The sequence below is a fragment of the Streptomyces sp. NPDC053432 genome, assembly GCF_055585365.1.
The window spans coordinates 20975-40648 of record NZ_JBVJKF010000018.1 but is presented as its reverse complement, the minus strand read 5'-3'; the positions used below and the strand labels follow the sequence as shown (position 1 = coordinate 40648).

The window sequence follows — 19674 nt, the reverse complement described above, 5'->3', positions numbered from 1 at the left end:
GCCCCCTCGCCGGGGCATTGGCGCCGATGGCGGGGACACGGTCAGGCGGAGGTGAAGAGCAGGGCGGCGTTGTGGCCTCCGAAGCCGAAGGAGTTCGCCAGTGCGGCGGGCACCGGCATCCGGCGGGGGCCGCCCGCCACCACGTCCAGGCCGATCTCCGGGTCCGGGGACTCCAGGTTGCGGGTCGCCGGGACCACTCCCCCGTACACCGACCGCACCGCCGCGACGGCCCCCAGGGCGCCCGCCGCCCCGAAGAGGTGCCCCGTCATGGACTTGATCGCCGTCACCGCGGCGTGCGTGCCCACCGCCTCGGCGACCGACCGCGCCTCCACCAGGTCGCCGGCCTGCGTCGACGTCGCATGCGCCAGTACGAGCGCCACGTCGGCGGGGGCGAGCCCGGCCGAGGCCAGCGCCGTGCGTATCGCGCGTACCTGGCCCGGTGCGTGGGCGGCGGTGATGTGGTGGGCGTCCGAGGTCACCCCCGCCCCCGCCAGCCGTGCGTACACCCGCGCCCCGCGCGCGGCCGCGAACTCCGCCCGCTCCAGGACCACCAGCCCCGCGCCCTCGCCTATGACGAAGCCGTCGCGGCCGGTGTCGAAGGGGCGGGAGGCCGCCGCCGGGTCGTCGTTGCGCGTCGAGTGGGCCTTGGCCTGCGCGAATCCGGCCAGGGGCAGCGGGTGCACGCAGGCCTCCGTACCGCCGGCGACCACCACGTCGGCCCGGCCGAGCCGGATCAGGTCCAGGGCGAGCGACAGGGCCTCCCCGCCGGAGGCACAGGCGCTGACCGGGGTGTGCGCGCCGCCGCGCGCGCCGAGCTCGATGGACACCCAGGCCGCCGGGCCGTTGGCCATCAGCATCGGGACGGTGTGCGGGGAGACCTTGCGTACGCCGGAGGTCTCCAGGACGTCGTCCTGGCCGAGCAGGGTCAGCGCCCCGCCGGTCCCGGTGCCGACGACCACGGCGAGCCGCTCCGGATCCACCTGCGGACTCCCCGCGTCCGCCCACGCCTCGCGGGCGGCGACCAGCGCGAGCTGCTCGCAGCGGTCCAGGCGCCGCGCCTGTACCCGGTCCAGTACCTCGGTCGGCTCCTGGCGGACGCGCCCGGCGATGCGCACGGGGAGGGAGGCGGCCCACTCCTCCTCGATCGCGTGAATGCCGTTCTCGCCGCGCAGCATGGCCTGCCAGGTGGCCTCCGCGTCGCCGCCGAGCGGGGTGGTGGCCCCCAGGCCGGTGACGGCGACTCCGGTGATGTCGGTACCCATGACGGTTCCCCTTTGTAGTGATCTGACAGTCGGTCGGACTGGCTGCATCACCACTGTCTCAAGCGAGTTGCTGACTCTTCAGCCGGAAGATCCATCGATTCATGATCACGAATTTGTAGGGTCCGGCCATGGCGATCCGCCCAGCAGGGGCACTGAGGGGAGCAGGAGAGCGTACGTACACATGTCGGACGGCACGGTCCGCTGCATCGGCCCCAGAGCAGCTGCTCGTTCGTCAACGACGAACCGACCAGCTACGCGGACGGTGTCCGCACCTCCTCCTCCCCGACCTGCTGACCGCAGGGGCCGACCCGGGCGGCGGCCGAACGGGTCGTCATGGCGGGCCACCGCCGTTGCGGCCTGGTCGGCGCGGACGCACACCATAGGGTTTCCGTGGCTCGCCGGTGCCGGAAGAACGGGACGTCCATGGTGCAAGAACGCTGGGACCGCACGATGTTCGCCACCTCGACGGCTCCCCGCACCACCGTGACCCAAGACGTCGGCCTGTTGGTGCTCCGGATCGTCGTCGGCCTCGCCATGGTCGGCCACGGCACGCAGAAACTCTTCGGATGGTTCGGCGGTCCCGGGCTCTCCGCGACCGGCAAGGGCTTCACGCTGGCCGGATACCCGGCCGGCGATGCCATGGCCGTGATCGCCGGTCTCTCCGAGACGCTGGGCGGCCTCGGTCTCGCCCTCGGTCTGCTCACCCCGCTCGCGGGCGCGGCCCTGATCGGCGTGTTCATCAACGTCCTCGACGTGCGGGGGCTGAACGCCTTCTTCCCCCCGAAGGGCGTCGAACTGGAAGTGCTCCTGCTCACCGGGGCCCTCACCCTCACGCTCACCGGACCGGGCCGTTTCTCCGTGGACCACTTCCTTCCCGTACTGCGCGAGTCGCGGCCCCGGTACTCCGTGCTCGCGGTGGTGCTGGGCGTCGCCGCGGGGCTCGTGGTCCTGCTCATCCGGGAGTGAGCAGCCGTGGGCCCCGTGGGAACCGCCTGCGGCTGTCCGTACGCCTTCATGCTCCCGGCGCGGACTCCCCCACGCGCCCCTCGCCTTCGCGGTCGGCCGGGCCGAACCAGCGGGTGAGCGTCTCGGTGAGACCGGCGCCTCCGGCCCAGCAGACGTATCCGTCCGGGCGGACCAGTACGGCCTCGGCCTCGGCGTCGGTCGTGCCGGATGCGGGCCGGGCCTGTACCTGCGTGACCCGGTCGCTCCAGGGGGCCGCGGCCGCGAGCGGGGCGTCGGTGAGGTTGAGCAGGACGCCGCGGCCGGTGCGCGTGAGGTCGCTGAACCGGACCCGCTCCCCCGCACCGACGACGAGGTCCAGGTCCGGCATCCGCAGCCCCAGCAGCGGATGGGCGGCGGCGTCGGGAGACGGGAGGCAGAGGTCGAGCCCGGCCATCACGCCGGCCATGTACCGGTTGGCGTCGGGCAGGCGGAGCAGGTCGGTGAGCACGTCACGCAGCTCGGCCAGGCCGCCGTCGCGCTGCGGCCCCATGACGACCCCCTGGGCCCGGGTCAGGGCGAGCACCCGCGCGGCGACGGGGTGCCGCTCGGTCTGATAGGTGTCGAGCAATTCCTCGCCCACCTCGCCGCGCAGCACGGCCGCGAGCTTCCAGCCGAGGTTGAACGCGTCCTGCACACCGAGGTTGAGCCCCTGGCCGCCGGCCGGGGAGTGGATGTGGGCGGAGTCCCCGGCGAAGAACACCTGACCGTGGCGGTAGTGCTCCAACTGCCTGCTGGCATTGCTGAACCGGGAGGAGTAGCGGATCTCGGCGACGTCGAGCGCCCCGCCGTGGGTGGCGTTCAGCACCTCGCGGACCTCCTGCGGGGTCACGGGGGCGTCGCGCTCGGCCGTCATCGTCAGCGGCCCGCTGAAGATGAGCTTGTGGAGTCCGTCCGCCAAGGGCGTGATCATGGCGAAGTGGCCCTGGGGCGAGGTGTGGATCCGCGAACTGATGTGTCCGCCGGGGCTGTCGTCGAGGTCGCCGGTGAGCAGCAGGTCGGCGGTGGCCATGCGGACGGTGGCCGCCTGGCCGGGGAAGTCGGCGCCGATGAGCTTGCGCACGCTGCTGTGGGCTCCGTCGCACGCCACGAGGTACCGGCCGCGCAGCGACCGGACGCCCTCCGGTGCGGTCATGGTGATCGTGACGCCGTCGGCGTCCTGGCGGAGGTCTGTCAGCCGGTGCTCCCTGAGCACCTGGCCGCCGAGCTCGGTGAGCCGGTCCTCGAGCACGGCCTCGAGCTGGTCCTGCGGGAGGAGCACGGGGTGCGGATAGCGGGTGTCCCACGCCGTGTAGTCCAGCGGGACCGGCAGTCCCGCGAAGTGGCCGCCGACGAGCTGGTAGTCGATCGACCGCCCGAGGGCCTCGTCCAGCAGGCCGCGCAGCGCGAGCATCTCGGCGGTCCGGGGCTGGATCGCCCCGGCGCGGGACTGGAGGTTGCGGCCGGGCAGCCGGTCCAGCACGACGGCGGGGACGCCGGCGAGGGCGAGTTCGGTGGCGAGCGTGAGTCCGGCGCCGCCGGCCCCTACGACGATGACGCCGGTGACCTGCGTGTTCATGAAGCCTCCCAGGAGATTCCTTCACCTGGGAGAAAACTATACCAGGTGCAAGTTTCTCCTGGGTGCCGGATTGCTATCGTGGGCGCATGGCTGAACAACTTGGACTGCGGGAACGCAAGAAGCAGCGCACCCGGCAGACGATCTTCGAGGCGGCGTTGCGGCTGTTCCTGAGCCGCGGCTTCGACGACGTGTCGATCGTGGAGATCGCCGAGGCGGCCGAGGTGTCCAAACGCACGCTCTTCACGTACTTCCCGACCAAGGAAGACCTGGTCCTGCACGTGTTCGCCGACCACGAGGACGAATCCGCCCGCGTCGTGCGCACCCGCCCGCCGGGTACGAGCCCCCTGGCCGCCCTGCACGCCCACGAGCTCGACGCCCTGGCCCGGCGCGACCCGGTCACCGGACTCACCTCCGACCCCGACGCCGTCGCCTTCGCACGGCTGCTGAGCACCACGGCGAGCCTCAGCGAGCGGCTGCTCGGCTACGCGGGGCGCAGTATCGCGGCGCTGGCCGGGGCGCTGGAGGAGGCCGGCGCCGACGAGCTCACCGCGCGGCTCGCCGCAGTGCAGATCGTCACCGTCCTGCGCACCCTCGCCGACCGCAACAGCGCCCAGATGCAGGCCGGCCGCCCGGCCGACGACGTGTACCCCGAGGCCGTCGCCGCCGCCGACCGGGCCTTCCAGCTGCTCGGCACCGGCCTGGCCGACGCGCTGTCCACCACCTGAGCGTGCGCCGTCGTCACGACGGCGACGGCGACGGCCGGCCTCCGGTGCGGTCACCCACGCGTGCGAGGCGCTGCCCGGTCAGGCCGGCGGTGGTCCGGCGACCCGACGCAGCGTGGCCCGCTCGCGGCCGCCGCCCCGCGCGGTCAGCCGGCCGACGGCTGCCGGTCCAGGCGGGTGCCGCAGCCCGTACAGAAACGGGCGTCGGCCTCTATCGCGTGCCGGTGGCAGCGGCCGCACACCTTGTGCAGCACGCACGTGGGCGGCGACGTGTTCCCGGAAGGGGCCGGTCCGATGCTCAGTCCCGGGCGCCTGCGGTGTGCGGTCAGTACGACCAGGCCGTCCTCGCCCGCGAGCAGGGCGCGGGGCGTGCCGCGGGGCAGGAGGCCGAGGTACCCGGGAGACAGGGCGGTCTCGGTTCTCCCGTGGGTGAGGGTGCCGCTGCCCAGGACGACGATGAGGAGTACGTCGACTTCCTCCTCGGTGAAGAGGGTGCCCCCGGTGCCGGGCAGATGCCGGACGAGATTCGCGTCCAGCTGCCGGTCGGCGCCCTCCAGCCGCCACAACGCGCCGCTCTGGTCCGGCTCCGCCGAAGCGAGCAGTTCCCCGACCGTGAGGCGTTCTGCGCCCCGTACCGCCTCCATCGTCTTGCCTTCCGTGCCCGTGTCGTGTCTGAACCGAACCCGCATCATCGCCCATCGGGTGCCGGGTGCCGATGCGGTGAAGCCCCCGGCACCGCCCTCGGGCCCGCCACTGACCGGAATCGGCCCGGTCAGGCCAGGAGCGCGGCCGCCTCCCTGCGCGTCTGCGTCAGCCAGGCCGCGCGTTCCTCGTCGGACGAGTCGGTGACGGTCCGGAAGACGAGTCGGCGGACGTCGGCAACACCCACGTAGGGCAGGACACATGCCGCCCAGATCCGCTGCAGGGGGTCCCCGAACTCGTCCTCCTCGCGGACGGCGGGAGTGTCGGACGTGTTCAGCACGAGAGCCCTGCGCGCCTTCAGCAGGCCGGCGGGTTCACCCTCCGCGGCACCCAGCTTGTAGGCGACGCCGGGTGCGAACACGCGCTGCACCCAGCCGGCGAGAACGGCGGGCGGCATTCCCCACCAGTTCGGGTGGACGAACACCATCGCATCGAGTGTGGCCACTTCCGTCCGGTGCAGCGCCACCTGCGCCTCGTGGGCACGTCCCGCGGCCTCGACGGTCCCCGTCCCGTCGGCGGACAGCAGGGGGGTGAACCCCTCGGCGCACAGGTCGTGCGCCAGGACCGTGGCCCCTCTCCCCCGCAGCTCCTCCACGACCGCATCGAAAACGGCGTGATTGAAGCTGCCCGGCCGCGGATGGGCCAGGTACACACCGATCTGCATCTCTCCCCCATTCACCCGCGACGCCGTCGGGCGATCGCATGCCTGAGCCTATGCCTCGGGGAGGGGCGCTTGTCGCCACATCGGCGAGGCGTGCGGCAGCGGGGGCGCGGCCTGGGCGCGGTACGAGCGCTTCTGAGCCGCGGGGGGGGGTGGGCTCCGGGCTCGTGCATGACGGGATCCGCCGGGACCGGCGGCGACGCGCTGCGTGCCGCGAACGGCCGCGAACGGCCGCGAAACGCCGGTTCCCCCGCCCGGCGGGCCGGCGGGGGCGCGGGTCGGGCGGGGGCTCGGCACGCCCCCGCCCGGTGGGTGTCAGATCGCGGGGCACTCCCTCCAGGCCAGGTGGTACACGGTGCTGATGTCGCCGTCGGTGGAGTCCATGGTCATGTAGCTGGTGGACTGAGGCGCCGAAGTGCCCTTGCGTACGCGCAGTTCGGTGTTGATGTTGAAGTTGCGCTGCACGCCGCAGGGTGCCCAGACCAGTTGGGCCCAGTCGGTCGTGTCGGTGGCCTGCCAGTTGTCGTCGTGCAGGCCGTTGAACGTGTGTTCTCTGGCGGCCGTCTGCGGTGAGCCCTGAAAGTAGTACGAGGCCTTCGTGGTGCCGCTCGCGCCGGGTGCGAGGGAGGCGTAGCCGCGGTAGTCCGCGCTGGCGATCGCGTACGTGAAGCCGTGGGGCACGTGCACGATGAGGTTGAGCTGACAGTTGCGGCGCGCGGCGGTGGGCGGCGCGTCGGGGCCGACCTGGGCGACGTACTGGCTGTAGGTCACCGTGAAGGCCGTGTTGTCCTGGGACACGGCCACCGCCGCCGTGTCCTTCGGGCATCCGGACCCGTTGACCGTCGCGACGTCGATCACGATCCGGTCCGGCGGGGGGTCCGTGATCACCGATGGGCTGTGCTGGGCGGGCAGGGCCGTCGCGAGCAGCAGGCCGATCGCGCCGCTCGCCAGAAAACCTCCGGCCATGATTCTCCAATCCGCTGCTTCGGAAACCGGGCGCCACTGGGCCGCGGTCTGGGTCACACGCGGTGGGGGCGTAACAGCGGGCGGAAGCTGTGTCGGTGCAGGGCCGCCATGGAGGGATTGAGACGTCCATGACAATCACTGCGCGGTCCGCGGGGTCGGACAGCGAAATCGTAGGAGCCGCCGCCAGGTCGGGCCAGCACGCAGTTCAGCCATTCACACGTCATCGGGGCCAGGGGTACAGCCGCTGACCGAAAGGAACGGGCCGCGGCGGCCGGCTCCGCAGGTCGCGGCCGAGCGGGCTCGCACGCCGCGGAGGGAAGCCGGCCCGGCGGGCCGGCCGAGGGCGTCCCGGTGGTGGCAGGCGGTGCGGCGTCCGACCACCGCCCGATCGAACAGGTCGTCGACCACGCGACCAGCGATTCCCCGTTCGTCGGTGACGATGCCGCACGCGCGGCTGCAAATCCGTTGGCGGCGAGACCCGTTGGCCGACAAGACTGCGCGGGTGAACCCCACACCTCCGCCACCCGGCCCGCGTCCTGGGCCCGTACCGGACCCGCGCGCCTTCGATGCCGTTCCCGACTTTGCGGACATGGACGCTTTCGTGGCCGGCCTGGTTGTGCCCCGCGACGCGTCGATGTACGTCATGAGCGCGATGGAGACGTCCCGCGAGCTCATCCGGTACTCCTACTTCCGGTACGAATTCGCGACCGTTGCCGTCACGCATTCCCTGTTCGCCCTGGAACACGTCCTTGCCGAGCGGCTGGCCGTCGACGAACCGCTTCAGGGCATGGACATGATCGAGCAGGCGGCCGCGAAGGGACTCCTTCCGGCTGAGCTCGCCGGCGAGCTCAGCCGGAGCCGACGGCTGCGCGACGAACTCGCGCAGGGCACCGCGACCAGTGCCGCACTCCACCCGATCAGGGCCGTTGCCATGGTGCGGGCCGTCTTCGACGCCGTTTCGCTCCTGCTTCGCCCACCGGCTGAGGCGGAAGCGGCGGTTGGCGAGGGGAACGGGGCACCGTCTGATGACGGGCTCGCCCGACTGTGGGAGGAACACCGCCGCGCCCCGTACCCCGACAGCTTCCGCGGCGTCGCCCTGGCCGGCGTGGAACTGATCCTCCTGGACGCGAACGTCGCCGGCCTCGTCCGGCGCGAGCTGAACGGTGGACTCGATGACAGCGGCATCGCCGGCCTCTGGTCGTGCATCGCCGACCTCGACAAGGCCGTGCCCCTTGTCAACTCGGAGTACTGCGCCTCCTACTTCGCGAAACTTCGCGTCCTGGCCGGCCTCGCAGCGGCACGGCACACCCCCACGGCGAGCTGACTCAGGCCGTACCAGGGCGTGCCGGACCATGAGGACATGTCCGAAGCCAGTACGAACGGGCCGTGACGGCCAGGGCGATGCCGTGTACGGCGAACGCGGCCATGCCGATCCAGCCGACCAGCAGCGCGTCGCCCGCGGAGTGGAAGTCGCCGGGGCGGATCGACGTCACTCCCGACGCGACGAGGGCCAGGTAGCCGATTCCGACGACGCCGTACGGGGCCAGGGTGGCGGCGCCGAGCAGAGCCGGGGTGAGCGGGAGCCAGCGCGGCACCCGTCGGCCGCGGAGGAACAGGGTCCAGCGGGGGAACTCCTGCCCCCATGGGCGGACCAGGCCCCAGAGCAGGAAGACTCCGAGCGCGGCCAGCAGTGCGGTGGGGTCCAGGCCCCAGGACTCCAGGGTGAGGAAGAGCTCCGAGGCGCCGTTCCGCCGCGAGATCGCGAACATCTCCTCACCGGTCATTCCCGCGAACGTCCCGCCGGACGCCCAGATGATTTTCATGGCCGCGTACGGGACGAAGGCCAGCGTCCCCGCCCAGGCCGCGCGATGGGCGATCCGGGACCCGGCGGACGGGGTGCGGACGGCGGTACCGGCGGGCCGCCGGTCGGAGCGGGCGGTGGCCGCGAGCAGGACCGCCCCGACGGCGGCGAGTGCCTTGTTCGCAGCGGCCGGCGGGCTGTCCACCCCCTGACCGGACATCAGGGTGATCACATCCATGAGCAGGCTGAACGCGGTGGCCCCGGCCAGGGCGCAGAGCACCCGGAGCAGCATCCTCAGCGCCGGCCGCGGCCCGTACAGCGCGACCGCTCCACTGACCGACGCCGCGGCGGCGCCCACCGCCGCCACCGCCCAGCCCAGCCCCGGAACCCCTGACTCCCCGCCGTGGTAGATCAACGGGATCCCGCCCAGCACGCATGCCAGGCCGAAGCCGGCGTACAGCAGTCCCCACACCGTGGCCGCCCGGGCCACCCGGCGCGGTGAGGGCCGCCCCCGCCACCCGGCACGCCAGAGGGTCCTCGTCGTCCGTTCGTCACTGGTCATGTTCCGAACGTCGCACCGGATGCGGGGGCGGGGAGTCAACCGCCCGGACGAACGTCCTCCCCCATCGGGGTGAGGTCAGCGGTCGTGGGCGAGAGCGGCACGCAGTCGGTCGAGTCGGGAGGCGGCGCGGGTGGCCCACCCGTCGCGCAGGTGCAGCGGCACGCTCACCGTCACCCCGCTCTGCACGGGGTCGCGTATCTCCACCACGAACGGGTCCTCGGCGCGCAGCCGCACGTAGGCGCTGCGACCCGCGGCGGGCCAGTCGGTGGCCGAGCCGTCGGGCAGGGCGCCGTCCTCCTCGTCGGTGGCGCGTGCGGTGAGGAAGGCGGCGAGGTCCGCGAGGTCGGCGGCCGTGAAGTGCACCGGCAGGCGCGCGCCGACGAAGCCGGTCTCGATCACGATCTCGCCCTCGTGCCAGCCGTCGCGGCGTCCGCCGCCGGCCCCGTCCTCCATCACCACCGATACGCGCCGCGTCCGGTCCGCGAACCGGACGATGTCGACGTCTCCCACCTGTTCTCCTCCTCCTCGGCATGCGCTGCGGGACACGCCGCATCCTGCCAGCCGCCGCCGACAGTCCCCCGCGCAGAGCCGCCTGAACGGTGCGGGCGGGATCCGGGCGCCGGTGGGGCCGCGCCCGGATCCCGCCCGCGCGCCCGCTACTCGGGCATCAGGACGGTGTCGACGATGTAGACGTTGGCGTTGGCGGTCTTCACGTCGCCGCACACCACCGAGGCGCTGCCGTTGACCTTGTACGCCTCACCGGATCCCTTCGTGGTGACCATGCCCTTCTCCAGGGTCTCGAAGGAGCCGTTCTCCAGCTGCTTGGGGGCGAGCCGCTGGCCGACCACGTGGTAGGTGAGGATCTTCGTCAGGGTGGCCTTGTCGGCGAGGACCTTGTCGAGCTGGGCCTTGGGGATCTTCGCGAAGGCGTCGTTGGTGGGCGCGAACACCGTGATCTCCTTGGCGTTGTTCAGCGTGTCGACCAGACCGGCCTGCTTGACCGCTGCCACCAGGGTGGACAGCGCCGGGTTGTTGGACGCGGCCGTGGCGACGGGGTCCTGGGCCATGCCCTCGAAGGAACCCGCGCCGTCCTTGGGCACCCCGGCACATGCCGGGCCGAACGGCTCGCCGGCGGGCATCGCGGCGTCCTTCGGGGTGCTGGAGCCGCTCGTGGCCTCGCCTCCGGCTGCCGCGGTGGGCGCCGCCCCGGTGTCGCTGCCGGAGTCGGAGCACGCGGCCAGTGTGAAGGGCAGCAGGGCGGCTGCGGCGACGGCGATCGCGGTACGGCGGATGGGCATGCTGTTCATGTCTGGGTACTCCTTGACCGGTGTGACTGTCGGGGGTTTCGGGAATTCGGTGGTGCGGCCGGAGCGGCTGCGGGAGCCGCACCGGTGGTCTGGGGGACGGTGACGAAGACGCTGTGCCGGCCGCTCGCTCCGTCGGGGACGGTGCGGGCTCGCTGTTCGGTCTGCAGCGCCCCGGTGCCGTCGGTCGCGCGGACGGTGATCGTGTGCCCGCCCGGAGTGGCCTGCCAGCGGTAGGTCCACTGGCGCCAGGTGTCGACGCCGGCCTGCGCCGCGAGGTCGGCGTCCTGCCAGGGCCCTTCGTCGATGCGGACCTCGACCCTGGAGATGCCGCGCCGCTGGGCCCAGGCGACGCCCGCGACGGGGACGGTGCCGGCCGGGGGGCGGGCGAAGGGTCTGGGGGTGTCGATGCGGGCCTGGGTCTTGACCGGCGCCCGGCGGGCCCACTGCCTCCGCACCCAGTAGGGGTCGTAGGCGTCGAAGGTGGTCAGTTCGATGTCGGTGATCCATTTGCAGGCCGAGACGTAGCCGTACAGGCCGGGCACGAGCATGCGGACCGGGAAGCCGTGCTCGAACGGCAGCGGTTCGCCGTTCATGGCGACGGCGAGCATCGCGTCACGGCCGTCCATGACGTCCTCGACCGGCGAGCCGAGGGTCATGCCGTCCACGGAGCGGGCCACCAGCTGATCGGCTTCCCCGCCGTCCGACGGGGGCTTGATCCCGGCTTCGCGCAGGAGGTCGGCGAGGGGTACGCCGAGCCAGCGGGCGGTGCCGATGTAGGGGCCGCCGACCTCGTTGGACACGCAGTTGAGGGTGATGTCGCGTTCGATGAGCGGGCGGGCGAGGAGCTGGTCGAGGGTGTGGGTACGGGGGCGGGTGACGCCGTTTCCGTGGATGCGCAGCCGCCAGGTCCCGGCGTCGATCCGCGGTACCTCCAAGGCGGTGTCGACCCGGTAGAAGTCCCGGTTGGGGGTGGTGAAGGGGCTGATGCCGGGCACCTTGGACCGTGCGCCCACCGGGATGGCGGGAGCCGGGGAGGCGGGCCGGGGCAGGACGAGGGCTTCGCGGGAGGCGACCGCGCCCCGCCCCCGCCGGCCGGAGAGGTACCGTCCCCCGGCCCCGGCGCCGGTGGCCGCCACGGCGGTGACGGCGGCCGCGGTGAGGAACCCGCGCCGGCCCCAACCGACGCCCGTGGACGTCCGGTCGGACTCCGGGGCGGCGCGGGGGACCTTACCCGCCAGGACGTACAGCACGGCGGCGCCGGCGATCGCGCCGGCCGACGAGGGCAGCGCGTCCGGGGCTCCGGTGGAGTCGGGCCGTCCGAGGGCCGCCGAGGCGCCGACGATGCCGAACACCAGGACGCCGACGGCGCCGAGGCGCCGGTGGCGAACGGCCAGGAGACCCACGGCGGTCGCGAACACGGCGAGCAGCAGCAGGATGCCGAGCCGCAGGACGGTCTTGTCGTCCTCCCCGAAGGTGCGGATCGCGAAGTCCTTCACCGCGGCCGGGGTCCGGTCGATCACCGCTCCGCCCACCACGGTCACCGGTCCGGCGGCCGGCCGCACCACGGCGGCGGTCAGCTCGGCGACGGCGAGCGCGGTGAACGCGGCCAGCAGCCCGGCCGATGCGCCCGGCGTGGTGCGGGAGAGAGTGGTGCGGAAGCTGTTCACACCGAGGGTTCGGGAGCACCCGTCCGGCGGATTGGTACCTCACCCGAACGAGTGACTCCCCCGTCTCCCGGGCCTGTGAAGGGGCCCGTTCCATGGGTGGCCGTGCCCCCTCGGCCACCCACAGCCGGCCCGTGCCCGCCCGTCTTCCGGCAGCGGCCCGGGGTCTTCGCGGTGGAGCGGTCAGGCGTTGACGCAGGTGTTGCCGAAGGCCGGGTTGAGGAGCCCGATGACGCTGAGGGTGTTGCCGCAGACGTTGACCGGGATGTGGATCGGTACCTGGATCAGGTTGCCCGACCCCACGCCCGGCGAGTACGCGGCCACGCCCTGCGCACCGGCGTCGGCGAAGGCGACCGACGCACCGCCGGCCAGCACCGCGCCGGCCGCCAGGGCAACTGCCAGACCTCGTCGCGCACGAACCATGTGAACCACCTCTGTTGGAGAGTGCCGCGGCCGCGCGGAAGGCCCGCACGGCCGATGGGGGGGACGGGAGCGTCCCGGCCCCCTCACACGCCGTCTTCGCCCCGGCCCGCCTTCCGGATGGCCCGGTACGAACCGATTCCCTCGAACGGGGCAATCACCGGCGGCGCAGGTGACGAAAGCCCCCTCCCATCCGCCGGCCCGTCCGCTACGAAGAACCTTTGACCCACCAGCGGACTGCGGTGGCCGGACCGCCCACGCCGGCCGTCAGGACCGCCCGGACGAACAGGACGAAGGACGCCATGCGATGGAAACCCCACCCCCCGACAGCCGTTTCCGGTCACCGCACCGGTTTCCGGCCACGGCCCGGGTGGCGCCGGTGAAGCAACCGATCCCCTTCGGCCCCCGCCGCTCGGACGACCCGGGCCGCAGCGACCTCGCCGAGGTCATGCAGAAGGTCGCCCACGGCGACAAACAGGCCTTCTCCGTGCTCTACGACGCCCTCGCGCCCATGGTCTTCGGGATCGTCCTCAAGGTCGTACGCGACAGGGCCCAGTCCGAGGAGGTCGCCCAGGAGGTCATGATCGACCTGTGGCGCCAGGCCGCCCGCTACCGCCCCGACGCGGGCGCCGTCACGACCTGGGCCGCGACGATCGCGCACCGGCGGGCCGTCGACCGGGTCCGGTCCGCCCAGGCGTCCGCCGACCGGGAGCAGGCCCAGGCCGCCCGCGAGCACACGACCGCCTTCGACGAGGTCGCCGAGCAGGTCGAGACCCGCCTGGAATCCGAGCAGGTACGCCGCTGCCTGCGCGGCCTGACCGAACTCCAGCGCCAGGCGGTGACCCTGGCCTACTACCGGGGGCTGACCTACCGTGAAGTCGCCCAGAGCCTGCGCACACCGCTTCCGACCATCAAGACACGCATGCGCGACGGGCTGATCCGGCTCCGCGACTGCATGGGGGTGACCACATGAAACACCACGCGTCCGACGCCCACACCCTCGTCGCCGCCTATGCGCTCGGCGCACTCGATCCGGCCGACCGCCAGGACTTCGACGCCCACCTCCAGACCTGCGAGTCCTGTCGGCAGGAGGCCGCGGAGTTCGAGGCGACCGCGGCACGCCTTGCGGCGGCCGTCGCCCAGCCGCCGCCCGCCGCCGCCAAGGAACAGGTCATGGCCGCCATCGACGAGGTGCGCCAACTGCCCCCGCACGTCCCCGCCATCACCCCCGCACCCGCCGCCGGGAGCATGCTGCGCCGCAGGGCGGTCCCCCTGGCACTGGCGGCCGGCGTGGCCGCCGCCGTACTCGGCGGCATCGCGGTGTGGCAGACGCAGAACGGGCAGGAACTCCGGGAGCAGGCCCGGCAGGCGCAGCGGCAACTGGACGCCGTCAGCGCCGTCCTGGCCGCACCCGACGCCCGCACCGTCCACGGACGGGCCGCCAACGGGGCCCTGACCACCGTCGTGTCATCCGACCGGCAGAACAAGGCGGTCTTCACCGCCGCCAACCTGCCCGCGCCCGCGGCCGGCAAGACGTACCAGCTGTGGCTCGACCACGACGGCACCATGCGTCCGGCCGGATTCATCGACCACGACGGCACGGTGATCCTTTCCGGCAGCCCCGCCGACGCGGGCGCGGTCGGCCTCAGCCTTGAGCCCGCCGGCGGATCACCCCGGCCGACCACCGCCCCCCTGCTCCTGATGACCCTCCCGGCCTGACCCGCCGGCCACGCCCGCGGCTCCCGCCGAGCGCCGCCGCCAATCCCCTCCGCCCGTGGCTGCGAATCACGGGTCGAGGGCCGCCTTCCGGCGGCGTGCCGAGTGGCGGGAGTGCCGTGGTGGAACACCGGAGCATGGCCGGGGCCGGCTCGGGGGTGGCGGGTCCGGCCGCCGCCCACGTCCCGCCGTCCTCGTACGCGGTCACCCCGTACGAGGCGGACGCGGCGCGGCGGGAACCGCCCCGCCTCAACACGGGGGTGACCGCCTGCGCCGGAGCCCGGCACGGCTGGGGCTTCCACGAGGACGGCTGCCGCTGCGGCGCCGAGGCCGCCCGGTCGCTGGGGGTCCGCTGGTGACCCGTACCGGAAGCACGGCCGCGCTCTACGAATGCGCGGTCGCGCACGCCCGCACCACTCCGCTGCGCCACTCCTTCCGGTACCGCACCTACCTGTGGTGCGTGGACCTCGACCGGCTCCCGGTGTTGCCCCGGCCGGTGCGCCCGCTCGCCCGGTTCGACGCCCGCGACCACTTCGGCGGGGGTGCGGTGTCCATCCGCGCCGGACTCGACGCCTTCCTCGCCGTCCACGGCATCGACCTGGACGGCGGGCGCGTGACGATGCTGGCGCACGCCCGGGTCCTCGGGTTCGTCTCCAGTCCGCTCAGGGTGTACTGGTGCCACGACCGCTCCGGCGCCCTCGTGTGCGTCGTGGCCGAGGTCCCCGACACGTATGGGGAGCGGCGCTGTCACCTGCTGCGCGCCGACCACTCCGGCGAGCCCGAGACGGGTGTGGAGGCCGAGGTGGACAAGGAGTTCTACGTCTCGCCCTTCTTCTCGGTCGAGGGCAGCTACCGGATGCGGCTTCCGCCGCCCGGCGAACGGCTCCGGCTGACCGTTCACCTGGAGAGCGAGGAGGGCCGGGTGTTCACCGCCGTCGTCCGGGGCCGCCGCCGGCCCGCCACCGTGCCCGCGCTGCTCTCCGCCGCCGTCCGCGGGCCGTGGTCGACCGCCGCGGTCCGGGCCGGCATGCTGCCGTAACTCAGCCCGCGGCCACCTCCCAACGCCCTGCCGCGGCGGCCGGCGGCGTCCTGCCGCTGCCGCCCCGGCCGGGACGGTCCGCGCGAGGGGAGCGGACAGGTCAGACCGTGGACAGGCCCTGAGAGCGGGCGCCGGGATCCGCCGGGGTCCGGGCCAGCGCGCTGGGCCACCAGGCGCGCGGGCCGATGTCGAGCACGAGTGCGGGCACCAGCAGGGACCGTACGACCAGGGTGTCCAGCAGCACGCCGAAGGCGACGATGAAGGCGATCTGGACGAGGAACGCCAGGGGGATCACCATCAGCGCGGCGAAGGTCGCCGCGAGGACCACGCCCGCGGAGGTGATCACCCCGCCCGTGGTGACCAGGCCCCGCAGCACGCCCTCCCGGGTGCCGAGGGCCAGACTCTCCTCGCGTACGCGTGACATGAGGAAGATGTTGTAGTCGACGCCGAGGGCGACCAGGAACACGAACCCGTACAGGGGGACGGAGGCGTCCGTGCCGCTGAAGCCCAGCAGGTGTTCGAAGACCAGCGCGGACACGCCCAGGGTGGCCAGGAAGTTGAGGGCGACGGTCGCCACCAGCAGGACCGGTACGACCACGGAACGCAGCAGGGCGACGAGGATCAGCAGGATGATGCCGAGGACGACCGGGACGATCACGGTGCGGTCGCGGGCCGCGGTCTGCTGGGTGTCGAGCCGCTGGGCCGTGTACCCGCCGACGAGCACTTCGCTGCCCGCAACGGCGTGGACCCGTTCCCTCAGCCGCTGGAGCGTCTCCTTCGCGGCGTCGCTGTCGGCGGCCGCGTCGAGCGTGGCGTCCAGCCGCACCCTGCCGTCCACCACCGGTGGCGTCCCCGTTCCGGGGCGGCCGCCCGCGGTGCCGGGGACGACCGCGGCGACGCCGTCCGTGGCCTCGGCGGCGGCCCGTACCTCCGCGGCCCGCCGGGCGTCCGCGATGATGACGGCCGGGTTGCCGGAACCGCCGGGGAAGTGCCGTGCGAGGGTCTGCTGCGCGCCGACCGAGGGGGCCTCGTTGACGAAGATCTCGTCGAGCGGCACGCCCTTCGACGAGAGGCCGGGCGCGAAGGCGGCCAGGACCAGGAGCAGCAGGGCGGAGGAGGCCCATACGCGCCGCGGTGACCGGTCGATGAGTCCGGCGACGCGGCGCCACACGCGGTGGCCGTCGGCGGTGGCGTCGGCGGGTTTGGGGGTTGCGGGCCAGTAGGCCGCCCGGCCGAGCAGGGCGAGCACGGCCGGCAGGAAGGTCAGGGCGCTGAGCGCCGCGCAGACGATGCCGATGGCTCCGACCGGTCCGAGGGCCCGGTTGTTGGTCAGGTCACTCGCGAGCAGTGCCAGCAGGCCGAGGGCCACGGTCGCCGCGCTGGCGGTGACGGCGCCCGCCGACCGGCGTACGGCGGCCAGTGCCGCCGCCGCGCGGTCGCCGCGTACGGCGAGCTCCTCGCGGAAGCGCGCCGCGATGAGCAGGGCGTAGTCGGTCGCGGCGCCGATGACCAGGATCGACAGGATCCCCTGCACCTGGCCGTCGACGCGGACCGCTCCCCTGTCGGCCAGCGCGTAGACCACGGCGCAGGCGAGACCGAGGGCGAGCACCGCACTGAAGATGATCACCAGGGGAAGCAGCACGCTGCGGTAGACCAGCAGCAGGATCAGCAGCACCGCCCCGAGCGCGACCCCCAGCAGCAGCCCGTCGATGCCGGAGAACGCGTCGAGGAGGTCCGCCTGGGCGGCGGCGGGACCGGCGATCTGCACGGTGGTGCCGGGGACCTGCTGGGCCGCCCGCCGCACGTCGTCCAGGACCGCCGGGAGCCCCTTGCCGAGATCGGGGGCGAGGGGCACGACGGCCTGCATCGCCAGACCGTCCGCCGCGACGGAGGCGGGTGAAGGTGGCGCGGCGATACCGGTCCGGCCGGCGAGGCTCCCGACCGCCCGGGTGGCCGCTTCCTGCTGTACGCCGGTCACCCGGTCGCCGTCCGTGGTCCACACGAGGACGGCCGGAACGGAGGCCGAGGTCTCAAAGGCCTTCTGGGCGTCGACGACCCGCGTCGACTCGGCGCTGCGCGGCAGGAAGGCCGCCTGGTCGTTGGTGGCGACCTCGCCCAGCCTGCCGGCGTAGGGGCCGAGGGTTCCGCCGATGCCCAGCCAGACGAGCAGGAGCACGAGTGGCACGGCCCAGAAGGCCCGGCGCTGTGTCTTTTTCACAATGGATCCTCGTGACGGGACATTGAGTCAACGGTAAAGAATGTCAATCATCGAGAGATCTTATGCTGATGTCATGCATGCGATCGAGAGCTCCGCACCCCTGCTTCCGTCCGACGACCCGATCGGGTTGCAGTCATTCGCCGTACTCCTGCGCCGGATGAACGCGGAGTTCAACCGGATCGCGCAGGAGTTCGCCCAGGAGCAGGGGCTCCATCTCACCGACGTGCAGGCGCTGATCGCGGTCCTGGACGCGGACAGCGACGAAGCGGGCGGCCCCATGACGCCCGGCAGGCTGCGCAAGCGGATGAATCTCACGTCGGGCGCGATGACGGCGTGCCTGGACCGGCTGGAGCGGGCGGGCCACATCCGCCGCGTCCGGGCGGCCGACGACCGCCGCGTGGTCCACCTGCACTACGAGGAGCGGGCCCGGCAGGTGGCGCGCGCCTACTTCCGGCCGCTGGCCCGGAGCACGGACGCCGCCCTCGCCCGCTTCACCGAGGACGAACTGCGCGTGGCGGCCCGCTTCCTCTCCGAGATGAACCACGAACTGAATCTCGTCGGCAGATGAGCGGCGGATCCAGGTCTCCGCGTCAGAACGCGTAGAGCACGTTGCCGTTGAGGGTCGCGGACATCTCGCACGCGTTCGAGAAGGTGTGCTTCCACGCGAGGCGGCTGCCGCGCCAGGCACCGTCCGCCGTGATGGTGACGGGGGCGTAGTGCATCGGGCACGCCCGGCCCGGATCCGGTGCGGACAGAAGACGGTTGAACTCTCCGCCGGTGGCGTTGAGGGCATCGCACGCCGCCCTCGGGGCGGGGTGCGTGCCCTCGGCGGTGTAGGCGCAGCTGAGGACGGTCGCCCGCAGGACGGTGCCGGTGGCGGCGTCGTCCCCCTGGATGACGGTGAAGACCAGGGCGGACGGGGCGTACAGGCTCGCCGTCTGGGCCTCCGCCGCACCCGTGGCACCGGTGAGGCAGAGGAGGGCGGCGGCGGAGACTGCGGCTAAGCGGTGACGCATGACAACACTCGCTTTCGATTCAAAGGTCGAGTTGGCAGTTGAGCTTGTATGTGATGCTCAACCGATGTCGATGCTGGCAGGTGCGGAGGTTGGTCGCACATCGGCGGTCGACTTACGGACAGGTCGCGCGGATTCCGGACGGCGCGGGTGGTTCGTACTGGTCCCACGGGGTGGCCGGGCCCGGCCCGGGGCACGGCGTGGCGCCCGGTCCCTCGGTCCCCGCCCTGGTGACGGGCGAGCCCGGTCGCACGAAGGGCCGTCCAGGGTGACCGGAACGATGCGGTCCCGGACCGGTGCCGGTGGCCGGTGCGGCGGGCGGTTCTACGACCCGCCGGCCACGTGGTCCCGCACCTGCCGGTAGACCCCGGCGTCACCGGTGAACGCCGTGTGCAGCAGGCACGGGGCCTGGGTGTTCACCGCGCCGGTGAGGGCGACGCTGCCGGCGGGGTTGATGATCGCGTCGCAGGAGGACCACCAGGTGGCGTACCGGGTCGGTCCCGGTGTTTCGTCGCCCGAGTTGAGCGCGCGCAGGAAGGCGGAGCCCGGTCGCATCTCGGCGCAGGAGACCCCGCCGCAGAAACGGGCGGTCTGCGTGCCGTGGTTGGGGCCGGCCAGGGAGACCCAGGCGTCCACCTTCGTGTCGCCGCCGAGGTTCTTGAGGTAGTAGCGCGAGGACAGGCCGCCCATGGAATGGGTGACGACGTCCACCTTGGCGGCGCCGGTGGAGGCCAGGACACGGTCGATGACGGTGGCGAGCTGCGCCGCGGTGGTGGTGTTGGACTGCGAGCTCGGGTAGCTCCATTGGTGGAGGCGGTCGGCCGGCCAGCCGTCCGAGCGGAACCGGTCGGCCATGGTGTTCCAGGTCCCGCCGTCGCTGTTCCAGCCGTGCACGAAGACGACCGGGTCGGGCGGAGCGGGGGCGGCGGGAACGGCTGCGGCCGGTGCGGCGCAGACGGCCAGGGAGATCAGGACGGCGGGGAGCGAGCGGAGCATCGACGCGTTCACGCGCCGTTTGTAGCGTTCCCGCCCGCCCCGCCCGCGCCCCGGCCCGGAGCCGT

The 19674-nt window shown here is 73.0% G+C and carries 20 protein-coding genes and 1 pseudogene; 8 read left to right on the top strand and 13 right to left on the bottom strand.

Annotation, left to right across the window (positions count from 1 at the left end):
• Positions 1–41 precede the first annotated feature (41 nt).
• A complete protein-coding gene (locus tag ACZ6Y1_RS26485; RefSeq protein ID WP_469634655.1) occupies positions 42–1262 on the bottom strand; it encodes a beta-ketoacyl-[acyl-carrier-protein] synthase family protein in 1221 nt (406 codons plus the stop codon).
• A gap of 423 nt (positions 1263–1685) precedes the next feature.
• On the opposite strand from ACZ6Y1_RS26485, the gene ACZ6Y1_RS26480 reads away from it, so the two are divergent.
• Positions 1686–2228, top strand: coding sequence for a DoxX family protein (locus ACZ6Y1_RS26480; RefSeq protein ID WP_469634653.1), 543 nt, complete (start codon positions 1686–1688; stop codon positions 2226–2228).
• 46 nt (positions 2229–2274) lie between these two features.
• Here the strand turns inward: ACZ6Y1_RS26480 and ACZ6Y1_RS26475 are convergent, their stop codons facing one another.
• Positions 2275–3822: an FAD-dependent monooxygenase gene (locus ACZ6Y1_RS26475; RefSeq protein WP_469634650.1), complete on the bottom strand. Its 1548-nt coding sequence runs from the start codon at positions 3820–3822 to the stop codon at positions 2275–2277.
• A gap of 86 nt (positions 3823–3908) precedes the next feature.
• Here ACZ6Y1_RS26475 and ACZ6Y1_RS26470 point away from each other — a divergent pair, with 86 nt between their 5' ends.
• Positions 3909–4547: a TetR/AcrR family transcriptional regulator gene (locus ACZ6Y1_RS26470; RefSeq protein WP_469634647.1), complete on the top strand. Its 639-nt coding sequence runs from the start codon at positions 3909–3911 to the stop codon at positions 4545–4547.
• A 143-nt stretch (positions 4548–4690) separates the two neighbouring features.
• On the opposite strand, the gene ACZ6Y1_RS26465 is transcribed toward ACZ6Y1_RS26470, so the two are convergent.
• The 3 genes from ACZ6Y1_RS26465 to ACZ6Y1_RS26455 form a co-directional block, all read right to left on the bottom strand.
• A complete protein-coding gene (locus ACZ6Y1_RS26465; protein ID WP_469634644.1) occupies positions 4691–5188 on the bottom strand; it encodes a hypothetical protein in 498 nt (165 codons plus the stop codon).
• A gap of 128 nt (positions 5189–5316) precedes the next feature.
• A complete protein-coding gene (locus ACZ6Y1_RS26460; protein ID WP_469634640.1) occupies positions 5317–5910 on the bottom strand; it encodes an NAD(P)H-dependent oxidoreductase in 594 nt (197 codons plus the stop codon).
• Between the two features lie 312 nt (positions 5911–6222).
• The gene (locus tag ACZ6Y1_RS26455) at positions 6223–6873 is read right to left on the bottom strand and encodes a DUF4360 domain-containing protein (RefSeq protein ID WP_469634637.1); all 651 of its coding nucleotides are present in this window, start codon (positions 6871–6873) and stop codon (positions 6223–6225) included.
• A gap of 589 nt (positions 6874–7462) precedes the next feature.
• Here ACZ6Y1_RS26455 and ACZ6Y1_RS26450 point away from each other — a divergent pair.
• Complete coding sequence (locus tag ACZ6Y1_RS26450) at positions 7463–8197, top strand: hypothetical protein (RefSeq protein ID WP_469634634.1); 735 nt, start codon at positions 7463–7465, stop codon at positions 8195–8197.
• A gap of 1 nt (position 8198) precedes the next feature.
• Here ACZ6Y1_RS26450 and ACZ6Y1_RS26445 read toward each other — a convergent pair whose 3' ends face one another.
• From ACZ6Y1_RS26445 to ACZ6Y1_RS26425, 5 genes are all read right to left on the bottom strand, one after another.
• Entirely contained in the window at positions 8199–9236 is a 1038-nt protein-coding gene (locus tag ACZ6Y1_RS26445; RefSeq protein ID WP_469634631.1) for a hypothetical protein, read from the bottom strand.
• 75 nt (positions 9237–9311) lie between these two features.
• A complete protein-coding gene (locus ACZ6Y1_RS26440; RefSeq protein ID WP_469634628.1) occupies positions 9312–9746 on the bottom strand; it encodes a DUF5959 family protein in 435 nt (144 codons plus the stop codon).
• 146 nt (positions 9747–9892) lie between these two features.
• A complete protein-coding gene (locus tag ACZ6Y1_RS26435) occupies positions 9893–10543 on the bottom strand; it encodes a fasciclin domain-containing protein (RefSeq protein ID WP_469634625.1) in 651 nt (216 codons plus the stop codon).
• Positions 10540–12210, bottom strand: a complete 1671-nt coding sequence (locus ACZ6Y1_RS26430) for a molybdopterin-dependent oxidoreductase (RefSeq protein WP_469634622.1) — start codon at positions 12208–12210, stop codon at positions 10540–10542. The genes ACZ6Y1_RS26435 and ACZ6Y1_RS26430 overlap by 4 nt, the downstream gene beginning before the upstream one ends.
• Positions 12211–12390: 180 nt before the next feature.
• Positions 12391–12630, bottom strand: a complete 240-nt coding sequence (locus ACZ6Y1_RS26425; protein ID WP_469634619.1) for a chaplin — start codon at positions 12628–12630, stop codon at positions 12391–12393.
• Positions 12631–13006: 376 nt separating this feature from the next.
• Between ACZ6Y1_RS26425 and sigK the strand changes: the two genes are divergently transcribed.
• From sigK to ACZ6Y1_RS26405, 4 genes and pseudogenes are all read left to right on the top strand, one after another.
• Positions 13007–13600 carry an ECF RNA polymerase sigma factor SigK gene (gene sigK, locus ACZ6Y1_RS26420; protein WP_469634616.1) on the top strand — a complete coding sequence of 198 codons (594 nt, stop codon included), beginning with the start codon at positions 13007–13009 and terminating at the stop codon, positions 13598–13600.
• Positions 13597–14346: an anti-sigma factor gene (locus ACZ6Y1_RS26415; RefSeq protein WP_469634613.1), complete on the top strand. Its 750-nt coding sequence runs from the start codon at positions 13597–13599 to the stop codon at positions 14344–14346. Before sigK ends, ACZ6Y1_RS26415 begins: the two co-directional genes overlap by 4 nt.
• Positions 14347–14567: 221 nt before the next feature.
• Positions 14568–14702: pseudogene (locus tag ACZ6Y1_RS26410) on the top strand (amine oxidase); the annotation flags it as partial.
• The gene (locus ACZ6Y1_RS26405; RefSeq protein WP_469634611.1) at positions 14699–15382 is read left to right on the top strand and encodes a DUF1365 domain-containing protein; all 684 of its coding nucleotides are present in this window, start codon (positions 14699–14701) and stop codon (positions 15380–15382) included. The pseudogene ACZ6Y1_RS26410 and the gene ACZ6Y1_RS26405, both read left to right, overlap by 4 nt.
• A 100-nt stretch (positions 15383–15482) precedes the next feature.
• Here ACZ6Y1_RS26405 and ACZ6Y1_RS26400 read toward each other — a convergent pair whose 3' ends face one another.
• A complete protein-coding gene (locus ACZ6Y1_RS26400) occupies positions 15483–17600 on the bottom strand; it encodes an MMPL family transporter (RefSeq protein WP_469634608.1) in 2118 nt (705 codons plus the stop codon).
• A gap of 73 nt (positions 17601–17673) precedes the next feature.
• Here ACZ6Y1_RS26400 and ACZ6Y1_RS26395 point away from each other — a divergent pair, with 73 nt between their 5' ends.
• Positions 17674–18168, top strand: coding sequence for a MarR family winged helix-turn-helix transcriptional regulator (locus ACZ6Y1_RS26395; protein WP_469634605.1), 495 nt, complete (start codon positions 17674–17676; stop codon positions 18166–18168).
• 22 nt (positions 18169–18190) lie between these two features.
• On the opposite strand, the gene ACZ6Y1_RS26390 is transcribed toward ACZ6Y1_RS26395, so the two are convergent.
• Positions 18191–18616 carry a subtilase-type protease inhibitor gene (locus ACZ6Y1_RS26390; RefSeq protein WP_469634602.1) on the bottom strand — a complete coding sequence of 142 codons (426 nt, stop codon included), beginning with the start codon at positions 18614–18616 and terminating at the stop codon, positions 18191–18193.
• A 321-nt stretch (positions 18617–18937) separates the two neighbouring features.
• Positions 18938–19609: an esterase/lipase family protein gene (locus ACZ6Y1_RS26385; protein ID WP_469635094.1), complete on the bottom strand. Its 672-nt coding sequence runs from the start codon at positions 19607–19609 to the stop codon at positions 18938–18940.
• Between the last annotated feature and the right edge of the window lie 65 nt (positions 19610–19674).

What these genes read in the sequence shown, in the direction of transcription:
- ACZ6Y1_RS26390 (WP_469634602.1), bottom strand. Translation starts at nt 18,616, where the DNA reads ATGCGTCACCGCTTAGCCGCAGTCTCCGCCGCCGCCCTCCTCTGCCTC.
- ACZ6Y1_RS26425 (WP_469634619.1), bottom strand. Translation starts at nt 12,630, where the DNA reads ATGGTTCGTGCGCGACGAGGTCTGGCAGTTGCCCTGGCGGCCGGCGCG.
- ACZ6Y1_RS26480 (WP_469634653.1), top strand. Translation starts at nt 1,686, where the DNA reads ATGGTGCAAGAACGCTGGGACCGCACGATGTTCGCCACCTCGACGGCT.
- ACZ6Y1_RS26460 (WP_469634640.1), bottom strand. Translation starts at nt 5,910, where the DNA reads ATGCAGATCGGTGTGTACCTGGCCCATCCGCGGCCGGGCAGCTTCAAT.
- ACZ6Y1_RS26455 (WP_469634637.1), bottom strand. Translation starts at nt 6,873, where the DNA reads ATGGCCGGAGGTTTTCTGGCGAGCGGCGCGATCGGCCTGCTGCTCGCG.
- ACZ6Y1_RS26435 (WP_469634625.1), bottom strand. Translation starts at nt 10,543, where the DNA reads ATGAACAGCATGCCCATCCGCCGTACCGCGATCGCCGTCGCCGCAGCC.
- ACZ6Y1_RS26415 (WP_469634613.1), top strand. Translation starts at nt 13,597, where the DNA reads ATGAAACACCACGCGTCCGACGCCCACACCCTCGTCGCCGCCTATGCG.
- ACZ6Y1_RS26485 (WP_469634655.1), bottom strand. Translation starts at nt 1,262, where the DNA reads ATGGGTACCGACATCACCGGAGTCGCCGTCACCGGCCTGGGGGCCACC.
- ACZ6Y1_RS26445 (WP_469634631.1), bottom strand. Translation starts at nt 9,236, where the DNA reads ATGACCAGTGACGAACGGACGACGAGGACCCTCTGGCGTGCCGGGTGG.
- ACZ6Y1_RS26465 (WP_469634644.1), bottom strand. Translation starts at nt 5,188, where the DNA reads ATGGAGGCGGTACGGGGCGCAGAACGCCTCACGGTCGGGGAACTGCTC.
- ACZ6Y1_RS26470 (WP_469634647.1), top strand. Translation starts at nt 3,909, where the DNA reads ATGGCTGAACAACTTGGACTGCGGGAACGCAAGAAGCAGCGCACCCGG.
- ACZ6Y1_RS26475 (WP_469634650.1), bottom strand. Translation starts at nt 3,822, where the DNA reads ATGAACACGCAGGTCACCGGCGTCATCGTCGTAGGGGCCGGCGGCGCC.
- ACZ6Y1_RS26385 (WP_469635094.1), bottom strand. Translation starts at nt 19,609, where the DNA reads ATGCTCCGCTCGCTCCCCGCCGTCCTGATCTCCCTGGCCGTCTGCGCC.
- ACZ6Y1_RS26395 (WP_469634605.1), top strand. Translation starts at nt 17,674, where the DNA reads ATGCATGCGATCGAGAGCTCCGCACCCCTGCTTCCGTCCGACGACCCG.
- ACZ6Y1_RS26450 (WP_469634634.1), top strand. Translation starts at nt 7,463, where the DNA reads ATGGACGCTTTCGTGGCCGGCCTGGTTGTGCCCCGCGACGCGTCGATG.